13 protein-coding genes and 1 riboswitch are annotated in these 17,568 nt (G+C 42.4%); all 13 genes read right to left on the bottom strand.

Annotated features, from left to right (window positions below; genetic code table 11):
- Positions 1–13 precede the first annotated feature (13 nt).
- A complete protein-coding gene (gene grdC, locus PGY05_RS10965) occupies positions 14–1,552 on the bottom strand; it encodes a glycine/sarcosine/betaine reductase complex component C subunit beta (protein ID WP_055247420.1) in 1,539 nt (512 codons plus the stop codon).
- Between the two features lie 296 nt (positions 1,553–1,848).
- Positions 1,849–2,322 (bottom strand): glycine/sarcosine/betaine reductase complex selenoprotein A, encoded by a 474-nt coding sequence (gene grdA, locus PGY05_RS10960; protein WP_081445294.1) that lies wholly within the window; start codon positions 2,320–2,322, stop codon positions 1,849–1,851.
- Positions 2,323–2,455: 133 nt separating this feature from the next.
- Positions 2,456–2,773, bottom strand: a complete 318-nt coding sequence (gene trxA / locus PGY05_RS10955) for a thioredoxin TrxA (RefSeq protein ID WP_008375313.1) — start codon at positions 2,771–2,773, stop codon at positions 2,456–2,458.
- A 36-nt stretch (positions 2,774–2,809) separates the two neighbouring features.
- On the bottom strand, positions 2,810–3,757 hold the full coding sequence (gene trxB, locus PGY05_RS10950) for a thioredoxin-disulfide reductase (RefSeq protein WP_008375312.1): 948 nt from the start codon (positions 3,755–3,757) through the stop codon (positions 2,810–2,812).
- 48 nt (positions 3,758–3,805) lie between these two features.
- Positions 3,806–5,119, bottom strand: coding sequence for a glycine reductase complex selenoprotein B (gene grdB / locus PGY05_RS10945; RefSeq protein WP_082428246.1), 1,314 nt, complete (start codon positions 5,117–5,119; stop codon positions 3,806–3,808).
- A 20-nt stretch (positions 5,120–5,139) separates the two neighbouring features.
- Positions 5,140–6,420: a glycine/sarcosine/betaine reductase component B subunit gene (locus PGY05_RS10940; protein ID WP_270475911.1), complete on the bottom strand. Its 1,281-nt coding sequence runs from the start codon at positions 6,418–6,420 to the stop codon at positions 5,140–5,142.
- An 81-nt stretch (positions 6,421–6,501) separates the two neighbouring features.
- Positions 6,502–6,873, bottom strand: coding sequence for a GrdX family protein (locus PGY05_RS10935; RefSeq protein WP_330673001.1), 372 nt, complete (start codon positions 6,871–6,873; stop codon positions 6,502–6,504).
- Positions 6,874–7,070: 197 nt separating this feature from the next.
- Positions 7,071–7,195: riboswitch (glycine riboswitch) on the bottom strand.
- 168 nt (positions 7,196–7,363) lie between these two features.
- Positions 7,364–8,737, bottom strand: a complete 1,374-nt coding sequence (locus tag PGY05_RS10930) for an alanine/glycine:cation symporter family protein (protein ID WP_022220910.1) — start codon at positions 8,735–8,737, stop codon at positions 7,364–7,366.
- Positions 8,738–9,162: 425 nt separating this feature from the next.
- Positions 9,163–10,596, bottom strand: coding sequence for an adenylosuccinate lyase (purB, locus tag PGY05_RS10925; protein WP_044999258.1), 1,434 nt, complete (start codon positions 10,594–10,596; stop codon positions 9,163–9,165).
- 13 nt (positions 10,597–10,609) lie between these two features.
- The gene (purF, locus tag PGY05_RS10920; RefSeq protein ID WP_044999256.1) at positions 10,610–12,046 is read right to left on the bottom strand and encodes an amidophosphoribosyltransferase; all 1,437 of its coding nucleotides are present in this window, start codon (positions 12,044–12,046) and stop codon (positions 10,610–10,612) included.
- A 105-nt stretch (positions 12,047–12,151) separates the two neighbouring features.
- Complete coding sequence (locus PGY05_RS10915) at positions 12,152–12,913, bottom strand: hypothetical protein (protein WP_270475907.1); 762 nt, start codon at positions 12,911–12,913, stop codon at positions 12,152–12,154.
- Positions 12,888–14,177: a DUF5716 family protein gene (locus tag PGY05_RS10910; RefSeq protein WP_008375290.1), complete on the bottom strand. Its 1,290-nt coding sequence runs from the start codon at positions 14,175–14,177 to the stop codon at positions 12,888–12,890. Before PGY05_RS10910 ends, PGY05_RS10915 begins: the two co-directional genes overlap by 26 nt.
- Positions 14,178–14,192: 15 nt before the next feature.
- Positions 14,193–17,486: a DUF5717 family protein gene (locus tag PGY05_RS10905; RefSeq protein WP_270475906.1), complete on the bottom strand. Its 3,294-nt coding sequence runs from the start codon at positions 17,484–17,486 to the stop codon at positions 14,193–14,195.
- Between the last annotated feature and the right edge of the window lie 82 nt (positions 17,487–17,568).

Genomic DNA, 17,568 nt, shown 5'->3' with positions numbered 1-17,568 from the left:
TTGTCCACCTTTCTTATTCTTCTGTTGCCATGAGTGATGCTGCAAAATCTTTCATTGCTTTTGCAATCAGTCCTTTTACTTCTTCTTCTGATACACCACTGTTATCTTCTGCACCGGTATTTGCCTGGATTACGAAAGATACACCATCGAAGAGGTTGGTCATACGTCCAAGGAACAGACTTCCTTTTCCGATGATCATGACTTTATTGATCTTTCCAGCAAGGATATCTTCTCTTGCAAATCCGATGTACGGTACACCTGAAGGAATATGTCCCTGAGTCGGAGCCCATCCTGTCAGTCCGTGTTCTCCTGCGAAGCTTGCAAGTTCTTTTCTGTCAAGTTCGCCTCTCTTAACTGCGAGAGCTGCGATCATCTTGTAGTTAGCAAGCGGTACATCTCCGGCTCCTGCCGGTTTTGTGATATCCGGGTTCTGCATTTCCGGAGAGAATTTATCGATATCTGTGATCTTAAGTCCTGCTCTTTCCAGTGGATCAGCTACAAGGCTTCCGATTACGTTCTGCGGAGCACTTCCTGTTCCTACTGTATGGCGTCCAAGGATATCCAGGTTGATTTCCGGGTTTACACCATCGTTTTCTGCGATGATTACGCAGAATCCGCCAAGGCAGTCTTCCAGGATCGGAAGACCTTTCTTTACATGGTCTTTACCGTTCATACCAAGTTTTGCTGTACAACCACCAGCTGTTACAGCTACACATTTGTATGCGCCTGATTTTACGAGAGCTGCTGCTTCGATCAGTGCGTGAGATGGTCCGGCACAGAATCCACGGGAGTCAGAACCTGTTGCGTTCAAAAGTCCTGCAACTTCAGCTGCTGCTTTTGCGAAGTTACCACCGCCACGCTGGTTCATATCACCACAAGCTTCTTCTGCACAGTCGATGACATACTCAACGTCTGTCTTTTCGATTCCTGCGTTTCTTACACCATAGAGGAGGGCGAGCACGCTGGATGCCTTACTCATAATGTTTTCATGCATAACATGAGCTGAAAGGTTTGCATCAATGTCATGCGCTCTCTTTACACAGCCTACCAGTTTGTTTTCATGATACAGACCTTCAGCATGCTCTTCATTTACAAAGTGTTCGATTTCTGAGATTTCAAATCCCTCGATTACTTTTTCTACGATATCATCTGTGATGATCGGATCTGCTGCAAATTTTTCTTTTGTAGCTGCTACAAATCCTTTTTCAAGCATAACAACTTCGAACATGTCGCATGCCTGAGCTAAAAGAAGGAATTCGTCTTCCGGCATGATCTCACCGTATTTTCCGTAACGCTCTGCACCTTCTTTTACTTTATCGTAGTAAGGAAATTCAACCTGGGCAAGGTCGTCCGGTGTTGCATTTCCGATATATACCTGATTCGGCCAATAATTTACACATGTATCATATGACCGAAGATGATCTCTAAGTTCTTTTAAATATTCTGATTCCGGATTAACAACTCTTTCTGTTGTCTGTGTTGTTCCGTTGTAAACTACCATTTCCGGGGTATGTACGAGTACATATCCTGCTCCTTTAATTACACTGTTCATCGCTGGTTTCCACCTTTCCTGACATTCTCTTTTTACGAGTGTCACCATCATTCATTTCTCCGTGATATGCGCGTATAATCTACCTGTCCTGATTTAAAAGATTTTGGGCAGAATGCGCTAAACAAGCTTTTATCAGAAGCGCATCACTGGCACGCTTCCGAGATGCTAGGCAATTCACTAATGCAATACCAGCATGTTCCCGATATGCCTGGCAATAAAACAGGCGACAGGAAGAATCCTGCCGCCTGTACCTCTATCTCAGATATTCCGCTTCGAAGGATAAATCCCTCTTTATCTTAGAGGTATTTGCAATATTCGTTGCGGATTGCTGACATTTCGTCTACGATATCATCAACATCAAGGACCATTTCCATCATGCCTACCTGTTCATCGTAAACAGCCGGGTCAAATTCTTTTTTTAACTCTGGTTCACATACGTGATAAGTTGTGAGTCCAAGCTGGACCCCTGTCAACGGACCTGCGAATGTCGGGTCTCCTGCTGTAACGGTTTCTGCAGCAAGTCCTGCTGCTTCTCCTTCAGCTGCGCCTACGATTACGACTACGTTTTCCGGGCCGTACTCCTCAGCAAATTCTTTTACCCTTTTCTGATTCTCCAGATCCATTGCGCCTGCGCTAGTTCAGACGAAACATTCTGTTGAAGAAAAAACTACATCTCCGCCAGCTGTCTTAACGCATTCTGCGATTGCTGGTCCCGGTACACCGTCACGGTCACCGATAATAACAACTTTTTTATCTTTTAAAATTGCCATGATGTCTTTTCCTCCTTCCTTTCTTTTAAAATTTTGTTTTGATAATAGTTTTACACGCTTTACGCGATTATATATTGTGAGCACACAGCCGGATCTCTGCCGGCTGTGCGCGGCTCACCTAATTAAATAATGATTAGATATATTTCTTAATCATTGCTTCGATGCTTTCCTGTGTAGCATCGTCTTTTACTACTTCTTCAACTTTTTCGCCATCTTTGTAAATAGCCATAACCGGAAGTCCAAGGATCTTCTGTCCGATAGCAAGACGACGAGCTTTTGTTGTATTCAGAGATGTGAATTTGATCTTATCTCCGTATTTATCTGCCATTTCGTGTACGAACGGCATCAGAGCCTGGCACGGAACACATCCATCACCAAAGAAATCTACGAATACATAACCTTCTGCTTTTAAGACTTCGTCTTCGAATGTTTTCTTATCTACTTCTAACATGTCAAATGTCCTCCTCACTCTATTAAAAAGTGTTTATTATTTTAATTCGTTAATATACTTTTCTGCCTGTGTAGCTGCAATTGCTCCATCAGCTGCAGCTGTAACAACCTGTCTTAAGCTCTTAACGCGGATATCGCCTGCTGCGAATACGCCTGGGATATTAGTGTGCATATCTGCATCTGTCGGAATATATCCTCTTTCATCCATCTCAAGACCTGTTCCTTCATAGATCTTTGAGTTTGGAAGTGTTCCGATAAATCCGAATACACCAAACATTCCGTCATCTTCATCAGCTACGATCTTAGTGAGTTCACCTGTTTTCACATTTTTAACAGTCATCTCAGAAAGGATTCCGTCACCGCCAACTTCTTCTACAACCGTATCCCACATAAAGTGAAGTTTTTCGTTCTTGAAAGCTTTTTCCTGGATGGATTTTGCTGCACGAAGCTCATCACGTCTGTGAATAATGGTAACTTTTCTTGCAAATTTTGTAAGGTACATAGCTTCTTCTACAGCAGAGTCTCCTCCACCTACTACGTATACTTCAAAATCTTCAAAGAAGTTTGCATCACAGGTAGCGCAGTAAGAAACGCCCTTGCCCATGAACTCTTTTTCGCCTTTGCATCCGATCGGTCTTGCAAAAGCTCCGGTTGCGATGATAACCGTCTTTGACTGATATTCAGCCTTCGCACTCTTCAGTACTTTGATATCGCCGTCCAGGTGTACTTCGTTAATTACATCTGAGGCTCTCTCAACGCCGAATTTTTCACACTGCTGTGTCATTCTTGCGATAAGAGAAGGACCGCTTTCCCCTTCTACGATCTGTCCAGGATAATTTTCGATGTCATCTGTGATTGCGATCTGTCCGCCATCTTTACCTTTCTCAATAACCAGTGTTGAAAGACGGCTTCTTCCTGCGTACAGACCTGCAGCTAAGCCTGCAGGTCCCGCACCCAGGACGATCACGTCATAAACTTTGCTCATAACGTTCTCTCCTTTTTTAATAAAATTACATGACCTTCTAACTATGATTTAGTTGTCAAAGATTGTCTGTCCGTCTACTTCTGTTGTAAGAGCTTTCAGAGCTTTTTCAACAAGACCCTTACGAAGAGCATACTCTTCATCTTTTTCAAGAGCCGGATTTCCAAGTGGATGAGGAATAGCAATCGTAGGAACGATTCTGTTCGCACCAACTGTCATGGAAATCGGAGTTACTGTACACATATGAACTACCGGGAGTCCAGCTGCTTCAATTGCTTTTACCATTGTTGCACCGCAACGTGTACAGGTACCTCAAGTAGAGGTCATGATAACTGCGTCAACACCGTCTGCTATAAGTTTCTGAGCATATTCCTCAGCGAAAGCTTTTGCAGAAGCTACGGCTGTACCGTTACCAACTGTTGTATAGAATTTGTTGTGAAGTTTTCCGATAACGCCTTCTTTTTCGAATTCACGCATAACGTCTACAGGAAGTACACGGTCTGGATCTTCGTTTGCATATACCGGGTCATATCCACCATGAGCTGTTTCGTATGTCTCTTCTGTAAGATCCATAACACCTGTGATGTCATATTCTCCGTAATGTGAGGCATTTGAACTTTCGATGTGGTCCGGATTTCCTTTCGGAACGATTCCACCTGAAGTACAAAGTGCGATTGTAGCCTTGCTAAGATCTTTGATAGCTGGCTGTGGATCAACACGGTCGAATGTTGGCATTGGATACTCTGTCTCAAACGGCTTGTCTGCCAGTTTCTTAAGGAGCATCTTAACAGCTCTCTTAGATCCACGTTCTTTTTCGAAGAAGTTTACACGAACTCCGTTCGGCATGTAACCTTCCTGGCAAGAAGCACCGATTTTTTCGCCTTTAGCGATCTTAAGAGCAAGAGGAGCAAGTTTCTTAACTGCGTCTCTCATACCAGCTGCGCTGTTCTTTGTAGATACTGTGTAAACTTTGTTCTTGAACATATCAGCACCTGGGTTTTCAACGTACATACCAGTTACTGCCGGGATTCCGAGTTCTTCCTGTACTGCATCACAGATAGTTCCGCATGCAACACCGTAACGTCCAGCATTGAAAGCAGGTCCAGCGATGAAGATATCAGGATTCTGGCTCTTAACCATTTCAAGAATATCAGCTTTTGCTTTGTCAAGGTTTTCATTGAAGTAAGAGTCACCGCAAACGATTGTAGCTACGATCTCTGCTTCATCTTTAAACTGCTGCATCAGAGCCATACCTGGTCCGACAACTTCGCCTACACGAAGTTCAGCAGGATAATCAGCTTTTTCTTCTCCACCGATCTGAGCGAAGAACTGATTGATATAATGTACAACTTTAATTTTACTCATTATCTTTTCGTCCTCCATTCCTAACGTGCACTCAGATATCCAAATCCGGTTTCATTTGTAGCACCGGTAATGGCCTGAATTTCAACTTCGATTGTTCCATCTTCACGATGAGAATGTTCATTACCACCAGCAATGGTTGTAACGAATTCTTCTGTTCCGATTACTTTATCCATCTTAGGAAGTACGATTACCTGGTTAGCATTTCCACCGGTTACAACTGCGTCTGCAGCCGGATCAGCATCTGCCAGTGACTGAGATTTTCCGTCACGTCCGGCATATTCGTCTGTAATGATTACAGTCTTAACGCCTTCAGCTTCGATCTTCTTGCAGTTCATGATAAGGTCAGTATCCGGGTTACCGAATCCTTCCTGAGATACGATAACTGCATCAAGGTCTAACAGACGGCACATCTTAGCTGTCCAGTCAGATGAACGCATCTTATCAGCAAGGTATACGTTTTCGTTTGTAAGAATCTGGCAAACGAAGTTGATTGTTTTTCCGTGTTCTTCGAGCAGGTCATGTACAACCGGGTTGTTTTCATGAACATATGTTGGGTTCTTATCGCAAGCGGATACACAGTTACCAGATACGATAGCTCCGTCCATAACTTCTGTCGGGTTCATGATTGTAGAGAGTGTTCTCTTAGCATCAACACCGTATACATATGTGTCATGGAGAAGCCCCTGGCTCTGAAGCATCTGTACATAAGCAACTCTCGGAAGGTTCGGGAATTTTTCTTTTCCTTCCATGATTCCGTATGTTTCATAAACCTTTGTCTCATCTGGTGTAAGTTCGCGAGCAAGTTCCCCAAGATAAACTGCTACTCTGAATCCGGCAAGACGAACAGCTTTTTCATATTCATGCTGTTTGATTCCTTCAACCGGTTCGCAGACAACAACTAAGTTGTTCAGCTTTGAAAATGGAGTATATTCTGCACCCGGGCCTGACATATCGATGATACCTTCCTGGAAACCAACGATCTTACCAGCTGTTACAACAGCCATTCCCTTTAATGCATATGTCTTACCACTTCCTACAGTGTCAACTTTTGCGATAACGCCCGGGAAGATTCCCCCTCTTCCTTCAACTTTAACACGTGGTTCAATAACGTCTTTAACCGGAGTGATACGAACGCTTTCACCTGGTTTTGCAATATCAAACTTAACGCCTTTGATTTTTTCGTCCTCAAGAACGATTGCCTTTACAGCTTCTTCATCAACATAGAGAACGCCGTTTTCGATTTTAGACTCAGACGCGAACTGAATGTCGTTAATAAAAATGTGACCCATTTCTAATCTCACTGTAAATTCCCTCCTTTTTTGAATGTGTTTGTTGTATGCTCAAAAGTACACCAAACCGCATGTACTTCTACAGCCTTTTTTCTAGCGCCAGCTTTCCGCTGACGGCAGAGCACTTGAGATCAATGTGTAATCTACAAGCTGAAAGTCTGCATAAACCTGAGGTTTATAAAGATCAGACTTAAACTGAAATTTACCGCACGCCTGAATAGCGCTTGCAATGATCTGCATCGCCTGTGCATCCAGGCCTTCCGGCGTTTCCGAGAGCATAACCGACTTATATGGAGTCTCATTCGGTTTTACGCTTCCGGACAGCGGATGTGTCAAAAGTCGGTATCCCTGGAAGATCATCTTCTGAACTTTTTTAAGTGTGTCCTCATAAGAAAGTTCTTCGTATTCCACATGATATTCTTCCCCCAGTTTTTCTTTTACCAGTGGATTATTTGTGATAATCATAAATCCAGTATTCATAGCCGCTTCTTCCTTTCGTCCCCTGTCCGTTTATGCGGTCTTTTTTGACTCCCTGTGTCTGAAATACTCCAGATAATTTTTAACATATATCTGGTATCAAAAAAGGACGCCAAAACAATTTCTCTGTTTTAAACGTCCTTTCTGTCTCCTTGTAAATTCGGTAATTCCGGATTCAGAGTGTAGTACCTTTCCCGTTCCTTTTGCCTGAAAGTTTCACCATTCAACGAGCTTTACTGCTCTACGGTTTGCATCTTCGGCGACCATTTATCAAATATCTTTATAAATGATTCTCTCGCAGGAAATATCAACCTACTATCTAATTGACTGCATCTTTTTATTCATTTTGCAGCATCTTTCTTGCTGACATGATTACTATAACACACATTTATACAAAATGCTAGTCTTTTTATAGATTTTTTTGTATATTTCTTATTGTTTTTTTCTATAACTATTTTTCAGTTATTATACAAATTATCTATTTGCCTTTTTTCTGATTTGGCAGGAAATTATTATAGTAATCGTCATGCGTCTTCTTAACAAGACCACTGAGTGCTACCAGTGCAATCGCATTCGGGATAACCATCATACTGTTAAAGCAGTCTGCCATATTCCATACAAGTTCTACTTCCTGAAGTGATCCAAGTGCTACGCAGATACATACAATGATTGAGTAAATTTTAACAGCTTTTGCTCCAAACAGGTAACGGATGTTTGCTTCACCGAAGAAATACCATCCGATGATCGTTGAGAATGCGAAGAATAACATACAGATCGCGATAAAGATCTCACCGAACTTACCATATAATGTAGAGAAAGCATACTGGCTCAGCTGTGCACCTGTAAGACCAGTCGTTCTTGAACCGGTTGTGATAATAACAAGTGCTGTCAGGTTAAGAATTACGAATGTATCAATGAACACACCGATCATAGCTACAAAGCCCTGTTCAACCGGATGTTTTACTTTTGCTACTGCATGTGCGTGTGGTGTAGAACCCATACCAGCTTCATTGGAGAAGAGACCTCTTGCCACACCTTTCTGTACTGCAAGCTTCAAGGTTGCGCCCATTGCACCACCTGCTACTGCTGCCGGTTTAAACGCACCGACAATAATGTCATGGAATGCTGCCGGGATTGCTGTAACGTTTGCAAAAATTACGATCAAAGAACCTACTATATAAAATGCTGCCATGATCGGCACGATCAGTTCAGTAACTTTTGCGATTCGCTTCATACCACCTGTGAATACAAACAGAGAAACAACTGCTACAAAAATACCCATTGCAATCTTCGGAATTCCGAATGCAGTGTTCCATGATGCTGCGATTGAGTTAGACTGAACTGCATTGCCCATGAATCCAAGTGCAAAGATAATCAGGACTGCAAAAATAGCTGCCAGAACTTTTCCGAACGTTCCTTTAAATGCTCCTCGTATGTAATATACCGGACCACCGGTTACGGTTCCGTCATCACTGACCTGCTTGAACTTCTGAGCCATAACCGCTTCTGCGAAGATCGTTGACATTCCGAGGAATGCGCTGATCCACATCCAGAAGATTGCTCCCGGACCACCGACTGCAATTGCAGTTGCAGCTCCGGCGATATTACCGGTACCAACCTGAGCAGCAATCGCTGTTGCAAGTGCTTGGAAAGAAGACATTCCGTCTTTTCCGGCATCCCCTTTCTTGCTAAAAAGTCCGCCAAAAGTTCTGTTCCATCCATCTTTAAAACCACGGATCTGGATAAATCCAAGCTTAAATGTGAACAGCAAGCCAATACCTACAAGTGCTATGATCAGCACCGATCCTGTTAGGACATCATTTACCTTTAATACTAAATCGTTAATACTCATACGGTAACCCTCCTTTTTAATAGACATCCCTTATAGTTTTTATCTGTTGAATCTATAATAACCTATTTATAGTTTTTATGCAATATTTTCAGTTAACTTATTTATTTTTTGTGTATTATCACCATGTTATTACGATAACATAATAAATTTGTTCTAAATAAGTGCGTTTTTTCGCGCTTTTCTGTGTTTGTCAAAAACTCAGTTTTCATATTTTTCGTCAAATTGTCTAATTAATGACGATTTAATATCTATGCATTTCCATGGGATTTATAGATTCTTTCAGATGAACGCATTAATTCTTTACTATATTGATATTTCAAAGAAGTTATTTTCAGACCATGAAACATAAATAAAAAGCAGGGAGCAATCTTCCGTCTTACCCGGAAATCTGCTTCCTGCTCTTCCATTCTGTTTATTCAGTTATTCTATACATTGATCTCTGCTTTTACACCAAGCAGCTCTTTATTTTCATCCAGGATCGGCCGGATCACATTCTTAAGGAATGCTTCGACCTGTTCTTTGGAACGTCCTACATATTTGGATGGATCCATTGTTTTCTGAAGATCTTCCAGACTCAGATTAAATGCATCATCTGACGCGATCAGTTCAAGAAGGTTGTTGTCCAAACCTTTTTCTTTAACATTCTTTCCTGCTTCCATCGAAAGTTCACGGATTCTTTCATGCAGTTCCTGACGGTCTCCACCAGCTTTTACTGCATCCATCATAATATTCTCTGTTGCCATGAACGGAAGTTCAGACATCAGACGTTTTTCAATTACTTTCGGATATACAACCAGTCCGTCAACGACATTCAGGCACAGATCCAGAATACCGTCAATCGCAAGAAAACCTTCCGGTACACTCAGACGCTTGTTCGCAGAGTCATCCAGAGTACGTTCAAACCACTGTGTAGCAGAAGTAATCGCCGGGTTCAGTGCATCAATCATCACGTAACGGGACAGAGATGCGATTCGTTCGCTTCTCATTGGATTTCTCTTATATGCCATTGCAGAAGATCCGATCTGTGTCTTTTCAAACGGCTCTTCCACTTCTTTCAGATGCTGGAGAAGACGGATGTCATTGGAGAATTTGTGTGCACTTGCTGCAATTCCGGCAAGAACATTCACAACTCTTGTATCCACTTTACGGGAATAGGTCTGTCCGGATACCGGATAGCATGCTTCAAATCCCATCTTCTTAGCAATCATTGGATCGATCTTATCAATGGTCTCCTGATCTCCCTCAAAAAGTTCCAGGAAGCTTGCCTGTGTACCGGTTGTTCCTTTTGATCCAAGAAGTTTCAGGCTTCCAAGCACATAATCAAGATCCGCAAGATCCATAGAAAATTCCTGCATCCACAAAGTTGCTCTCTTTCCAACCGTTGTCGGTTGTGCTGGCTGGAAATGAGTAAATGCAAGTGTCGGAAGATCTTTATACTGATCTGCGAACTTTGAAAGTTCATCCAGAACATTAACCAGTTTTTTCTTAACAAGTTTCAGAGCCTCTGCCATGATAATGATATCAGTATTATCACCTACATAACAGGAAGTTGCTCCCAGATGAATGATCCCTTTTGCTTTCGGGCACTGCTGTCCATATGCATATACATGAGACATCACATCATGGCGCACTACTTTTTCACGCGCTTTTGCGACATCGTAATTGATATCCTCTGCATGCTCTTTCAGTTCTGCGATCTGTTCATCTGTAATATTGAGCCCCAGCTCTTTTTCTGTCTCTGCAAGTGCGATCCAGAGTTTTCTCCATGTCTTAAATTTCATGTCCGGAGAAAAAATATACTGCATCTCCTTGCTGGCATACCGCTCTGAAAGCGGACTTACATACTTGTCGTATCCCATAGTCTTATCCTCCCTATTCTTCTGACTCAAACGCGTGGGAAATATCTTTTCCCGGAACGCGCATCGGGTAATTTCCTGTAAAACATGCATCGCAGTATCCAAGATCTCCAACCATGTCTTTCAGCTTATCTATTTCCATATATCCAAGAGAATCTGCTCCGATCATTTCACGGATCTGCTCCGTTGTATGTGAATGAGCAATGAGCTGATCATTCGACGGTACATCTGTACCAAAATAACAAGGATGTAAAAACGGTGGCGAACTGATTCTTACATGAACTTCTTTTGCTCCTGCTTTTTTGAGCATCTTGATGATATTTGCACAGGTCGTTCCACGGACGATGGAATCATCTACCATAACAATACGCTTGCCCCGTACAACCTCTTCAATAACATTCAGTTTGATCTTCACACTGGACTCTCTCTGACTCTGTTTCGGCTTGATAAAGGTTCTTCCTACATAACTGTTCTTGTGGAATGCCATACCGTAAGGGATTCCGGAATATTCCGAATATCCTTTTGCCGCAACCAGTCCGGAATCCGGCACACCGACAACCAGATCAGCCTCTACCGGATAAGACTGTGCAAGAGCCTTTCCTGCAACAATCCTTGCATGATATACATTGATGTTGTCGATCACGCTGTCCATACGTGCAAAATAAATGTACTCAAAAATACAACGTGCCTGCTTTTCAGGTGGAATCTGCATACTTTTGTCCGAAGATACTCCATGCTTTGTAAAGCTGACAATCTCTCCCGGTTCCACGTCACGGATAAAGTCTGCACCAACTGCTGCAAGGGCACAGCTTTCCGATGCCAGGAACCAGGTATTATCTCGCTTGCCGATACAGAGTGGTTTGAGACCAAATGGATCTCTCGCTCCGATCATCTTACGCGGGCTTGATACAACCAGTGCATATGCGCCTTCAATTTTCTTCATTGCATTCCTGACCGCATCCTCTGCCTTTGAAACCTTCAGACGCTCTCTTGCAATATGATAGGCAATCACTTCCGAATCAATCGTTGTCTGGAAGATTGCTCCGGTATATTCCAGTTCATGACGAAGCTCGATCGCATTCGTCAGATTACCATTATGGGCAATCACCAATGTACCTTTCACATAATTCAGAACCAGTGGCTGTGCATTTTCCGCACGAGTCCCCCCTGCTGTCGAATACCGCACATGTCCGACGCCAAGGTTTCCCTTTAATTTGCCAAGTTCTTCCTCATCGAATACTTCATTGACTAGTCCTAGTCCCTTTCTGAAATGAACTTTCCGCTTGCCATAGGTATCTGTCACTGCAATTCCGCAGCTTTCCTGCCCTCTGTGCTGAAGGGCAAACAAACCATAGTACACTGACGGCGCAACATCGCCACCATCCATATCATAGGCACCGAATACACCACATTCTTCACCTAAACCAGTCTCTACTCTTTCAAGTTCGCTCATCGTTTTGTCTTCTCCTATTTGTTGTATCCGCTTAATTTTTACATAGAGAGTATAATACATGATTTTCCGAAAATCAATACACAGCCTTGAACTTTCTCCCGTACACTATGCTCTTCTGTACTCTTTTTTCCATTCTTCAAACAGTTCCTTTGACGGTTCGATGTTGATATTTTCTCTCACTTTTTCTATCTTTTCTGTAAGTTTGTTGTCAATTTCCAAAAGGATTTCATTGCTCATGACCATCTTCTGATATTCATCCTGCGGCATGTATCTGGAACTTGCATACAGGTAACCTTCGAGCATTTTATTATCTTCACAGATCTTATACGCCTTCTCATACATTCTCGCCGACTCTTCATACAGAAATGCTCTCCCATATGCTCCGGCAAGACACGCAGACACGCGACCATAAAAACGCTTATCTACCGAATCATCCTTTTCTCCGTTGACGATCGACATGTAAACCAGGATTGCCGATTCCAGTTCTCCACTTTCCATCAGCTTATCTGCTTTGTATTTCTGACGTTCTACTTCTTTCTGGTTCTTGAGTTTCTCCAGAACATTCTGGATGTGTGCCATTTCACCCGGTGTGTAAATTCTGGATTCATGTAGCACAAGAACCACAAATTTCTCCACGGAACCATGATTCCGGATCAGTTCCACCAGCTTTACTGCAAGATCCTGCATTTCCAGTTCATCTGCGATCCATCTGCAGAGCTGCTCATTCATGATCGTATAATCGATCAGATACAGATTGTTGCACAGATAATAACACAGCTCTTCCAGTGTACTGATCCTTGTATGGATCCTCGAAATTTCATAGGGATGTTTTGCCTTTTTCTTATGACAAAGAATTAAACTGCCCATTGCTGCCTCCTAATTCAATGATCTTCTCCAACCGGAATCCTGATGGCGCAAAAAATTCGCCAAATCCCATATCTTCAAAAATAATATGACAGGTCTTTTCATCCGAGAAGAATGTACTAATTTTCAGACGAAGCGCATAGTTTTTCCGGTCCGGCATACCTTTCAGAGAAACCGACTCCACAAGATGCCTGCCGGTCACCAGAGAATCTACATGGATCTCAATATCCTCTGTATCACCAAGAAGCACCTCGAACTGTCTGTCTGATTCGTACCAGTGATTGCCCCAGGATACCAGTGGGTACCAGCCTTCTTCTCCATTCACGCGCATCCGCACGGAAATCTGCTCGGTCAGTTTTGTCTCATCCAGGTAGACTGGTGCATCTGACTGTTCCTCTTTTCTGCGCTGCGCTGTATAACACGCTCCTTTACTGTACAGATTATTTCCCATAAACGCACGGCGTCCGTTACAGAGAACGCGCAGAGAATTCGGATACCAGTTATTTTCAAATCCATCTCCTGTCAAAAAGACAGAAGAGATCATCTTCTTGTTGAATACACTCTGGATAAAACGTTTAAAATGCTCATCTGCCGCTTTTGCCTTCTCAACATGCAGCACCGGATAAACTGCTTCCAGTTCTTCCATACGTGCATCTGCCACCTTGTCCACCGTCACAAAGCTTTCTCTGCTTTTCTGCGAACTGTTCTTCAGTTCCCGCAACATATATGCCCGGATCACATCCTCGTCACAGTAAAAAAGTGCCGCTTCATACTGCCATAATTCTTTCGGCTGGTTAAACATATAATGACAGAAGCTTTCCTTGTAGTCCTGAACATAAATATTTTCCTTTGCCACTCCGAGTTTCTGTCCGATTCCCTTCAGCAAGACGCGGATGTCTTCGTTTTTCTCCGGGACTGTAAACGTGATGCTTTCAATTTCTTCAAATCCGTTCAACGTGTACTTTACAAAATCCGCCAGCAGCTGGACGCCTTCATATTCCTGTCCGTCTACCTCAATTTTTCTATTGCCAAGCGCACACTCCCAGATCCCTTCCACGCAGATACTGTCCCTTACCGTAGACATCCTTCTTGCCTGTCTTCCGTAAGTCCAGGTCTCTTTATAATAGTTCATCACCAGAGGAATCTGATTGTTCTCTTTTTCAATTCCGGTATCCACCGTCTCCGGTTCCTGTGTTTTTTCATTATAATAACTGATCTGACACATCTTTGCATTGATGTCATATCCTATAATACTTCCATGTGTCATGAAGTATTTCCTCCTTTAGTAAGCAACAAAAATATCCTCAGCAAGCTGTTTTTCTGTTGCAAATTCCTTCATCGCGATTGCCAGTGCTTCATTCTTCAGTGATGTCATATCATTCAGTCTTCCAAATTTTCCGATTGGTCTCACCTCACGTGGCTTATAGTCACTTTTTTCCGTAACCGTCACCTTATCCTTATTCGTCTCTGTAAAATAATAACGCAGAGATTCATCACCAAACAAAATAAAGCTCTTGATATAAGTGTCTTCATATGCCGGAAGCAGTATTTCTTCCTGATAATTCATATTATCACTTTCGCCTTTCCGTATCTGGTAGGAAATTGCCACTTTGCTTCCAGGTTTTGCGTGATATTCGATCATCGTCTTATCATAAAGCTGCACTTCTCTGAGCCAGTTCTCCGGATACTTCAAATAGAAAGAAAAATACAGCTGTTTTTCACACATTTCGCGCAGGAATTCCCGTAGCATCGGTTCCAGTTCCTGATGCACTTCCCTGCTGGAATAATATTTTAGCAGGGCGATCTTACAGATATCCGGAAGATCTTCCTCTTTGCGGTATTCATTTGCGATGATTACAAAAATACATCCTTTTACCTGGCGTCCGTTCACCACATATTCTCTTGAAACATAAGCAAGATATGCTCTCTTTAAACGAAAATACGTTCTTCCTTCATAATAATCCGCAAAAATTTCTTCCTCACCAAACATAGTTTCCGAGAAAAGCATCTGCGTAATGATTCTTTCTGAAAGCTTGTAGGTTGTAATATCATAATCTCTTGCCACATGCCAGAGTTTCTTCATATTACGGGTCGATCCACAATAATACTCAGCAAGATAAGACAGCGTCTGCTTATCATACTGATCTTTCAGAAACAGTTCAAAGCATAATGCCAGAAGAAAATCATCCTCCTCCGTACCTTCTTCACGCAGGCGCATACTGCACATTTTAAACACTTCTTTTTCATCTGCCATCTCCAGCCCGTGCTCTCTAAGCATATCCCAGGTCAGTTCTTTTTTCTCTTTCTTCCGTTCCTCTTCCTCATGCTCTTCCTGATATTTTTTGCAGATTTCCATATACCGGTTCTCATAGAACATCCTCATAGTCTCATATGGAATGGAATCAATGTAATGGCGGCCGTCTTTTGATTCCCAGACAATCCGTGCGTCTTTATTGTATAAATATACAATCACTCCATCCGCACTGTACTGTACTTTCTGACTGATCGTTCCGTCAGGCTCGATCACCATGACAAACGCCATGTTCTTTACCGTTGTCTTAATCTCATAAGCATGGCAGATATCATAAACTGCCCGGATTCTTTCCGGTGTCATATCCCGCTCAGTACAGCAGCGTTTGTAAATAATATGCAGAATATCATTGATCCTTCGATTCTCAAGCTGCATCCAGGCAAACCGTTCCATCTGCTCTCTGTAAGCACTGTAAAGCTCACTGCTTTCTTCCTCACAGTTAATCAGATTTGCATACAACACCGCTGCTTTTTTATATTCCAGTGTATTTCCATGTCGGAAGTAAAGTAATACGGATTTTGGAAACTGTCTGTCCAGATATTTGTCATCCACAGTCATCATATAATATTCAAAAAGCTGTGCAATCTTCAGATCTTCTTTTACTGCCAAGGCATACCACTTGAAGCATTCCGGTGTTGTCCGATTGCCACGGATCAGATGGGTACAAATTGCTGTCAGAATCTGTGGATCCGGGAAAATCCGATAAACCTTCTGCATCACAACATCCAGATTCTTATCATAAGTCCGCTGTTGGGATGCAAGGTTCGCCATATAAAGCGCAATTTCCTTTGTCAGAATTCCGTGCTTCTGCGCAAAATTGAGAATCTGTACTTCAAATGCCGAGAGCTTTTTCAGACAGGTTGGCTTCTCCAGAAAACACCGGTATGCCTGCCAGTACAGAATTACCTGGTTCGCACCGTTGCAGCAGTGGCGTTCCAGAACCTGTAATTTTTTGCTGTAGTTTTTATATTCCGGATCAATGTCAATCAGCATACACACAAGCTCCCATGAAGTTGGTTCTTTCATATATGCCTTATTCAGTTCTTCAATTGCTTTGTTAACCTGGCTGCCTGATTTTCTCAAAAGCGCAGTCAGATACAGATAATACGATGAAATGACCGAATCCTTATTCACTGAGAAACGGCTGTAATTGTAATCATCCAGAATACCACTGGCCTTGTCCGGCTCCTTACAGAGCAGGTTAAGATGTGCATCAAACAGTGGATAAACATCTCCGTCTTCTGAATATATATCCAGTCCCTTCAGTTTTTCTCTTGTTGCGTCCGCCCAGGCTGTCAGATTCTTTCCTTCCGCATTACACGCAAGGAAATCCTTTATGATTGATGCAATCGTCTTATCTGCCACACGTCTGTTCTCTGCATGATCCTTGTGATTGGCCAACATTACCTCATAGGTCAGCGATTCATACGGACTTTCAAAAACAATCTGTCCATAATTATTTCCCGCATGAGCCTTTTCCGGATGAATGATATAACTGAAATCAAACAGATTTCCCACAAAATCGTCCGTTGTAAAGTTATCCCTTCCAATCTGGATAAAATCACCGCTCACATGCACCTTCACCGGCATAAATCCCCAAGTATTCTTTGTAAAATGAATAATCTCACGGGTTGCTTCTTTTAAATTGCGGAAAGTTCTCTGATTCCGTCCCATTGTCAGGAAAATACATTCTTTCTGTTTGATTCCGACCAGAAATTCTTCCATCGCCTGCTCACCGAGAGACCATTTCCTAATATTATCATAAAGTGCCTTTATCCTTGGCTCTTCATACTTTATCACGTCATAAAAATCGCGTGATCTGAAAAGACGGTGTGCCTCAATAAAGTTCTCCATCGCCAGCCTTTTAAAATCACGGATATTCTGTACTCTTCCACAGGAAGTCTCGACTGATGGTTTTTCAATGATCGCAGTAAAGTTTACCTCAAATTCTCCACCATTACATACAATCGTAAACTTTCCCTGTTCAACATGCCCGGGAGCAAGTCCACTTCCATCATAAGTAAAACGGAGCTCCACCGGGTTGCCCTCAAATCCCTGTTCTTCTAAATGTATACGAAAAGAAGAAGAATATACAAGTCCTCTGATATCTCCTTCTTTCCTGTTCTTCAAAATGAAACTTCCCTGGCAGGACTCTCCTTCCCCGATCGTCATCTCAAGATTCGTTACCGGCAGTACAATCTCCGGATGAACAGTTCGAAAATCTCCTTTGGAAAATTTTTTTATTTTATTCTTCAAGCTTGCCACCTACTTCTGCATTGCATTTTTTCAAAAAGACATTATAATAAATTATAACATTATTCTGCATATCAGGCAATGCGGAATACCC

It is taken from the genome of Coprococcus sp. AF51-11b1, assembly GCF_027682785.1.
GTDB lineage: Bacteria > Bacillota > Clostridia > Lachnospirales > Lachnospiraceae > Allocoprococcus > Allocoprococcus comes.
The sequence above is the reverse complement of the archived record's forward strand: the minus strand, read 5'-3'. Positions and strand labels throughout refer to the sequence as shown.

Bases quoted from the DNA above. Each gene is read 5' to 3' on its own strand.
- grdC (WP_055247420.1), bottom strand. From the start codon at position 1,552: ATGAACAGTGTAATTAAAGGAGCAGGATATGTACTCGTACATACCCCG.
- PGY05_RS10935 (WP_330673001.1), bottom strand. From the start codon at position 6,873: ATGATTATCACAAATAATCCACTGGTAAAAGAAAAACTGGGGGAAGAA.
- trxA (WP_008375313.1), bottom strand. From the start codon at position 2,773: ATGTTAGAAGTAGATAAGAAAACATTCGAAGACGAAGTCTTAAAAGCA.
- PGY05_RS10930 (WP_022220910.1), bottom strand. From the start codon at position 8,737: ATGAGTATTAACGATTTAGTATTAAAGGTAAATGATGTCCTAACAGGA.
- PGY05_RS10915 (WP_270475907.1), bottom strand. From the start codon at position 12,913: ATGGGCAGTTTAATTCTTTGTCATAAGAAAAAGGCAAAACATCCCTAT.
- PGY05_RS10910 (WP_008375290.1), bottom strand. From the start codon at position 14,177: ATGACACATGGAAGTATTATAGGATATGACATCAATGCAAAGATGTGT.
- purF (WP_044999256.1), bottom strand. From the start codon at position 12,046: ATGAGCGAACTTGAAAGAGTAGAGACTGGTTTAGGTGAAGAATGTGGT.
- trxB (WP_008375312.1), bottom strand. From the start codon at position 3,757: ATGAGCAAAGTTTATGACGTGATCGTCCTGGGTGCGGGACCTGCAGGC.
- purB (WP_044999258.1), bottom strand. From the start codon at position 10,596: ATGGGATACGACAAGTATGTAAGTCCGCTTTCAGAGCGGTATGCCAGC.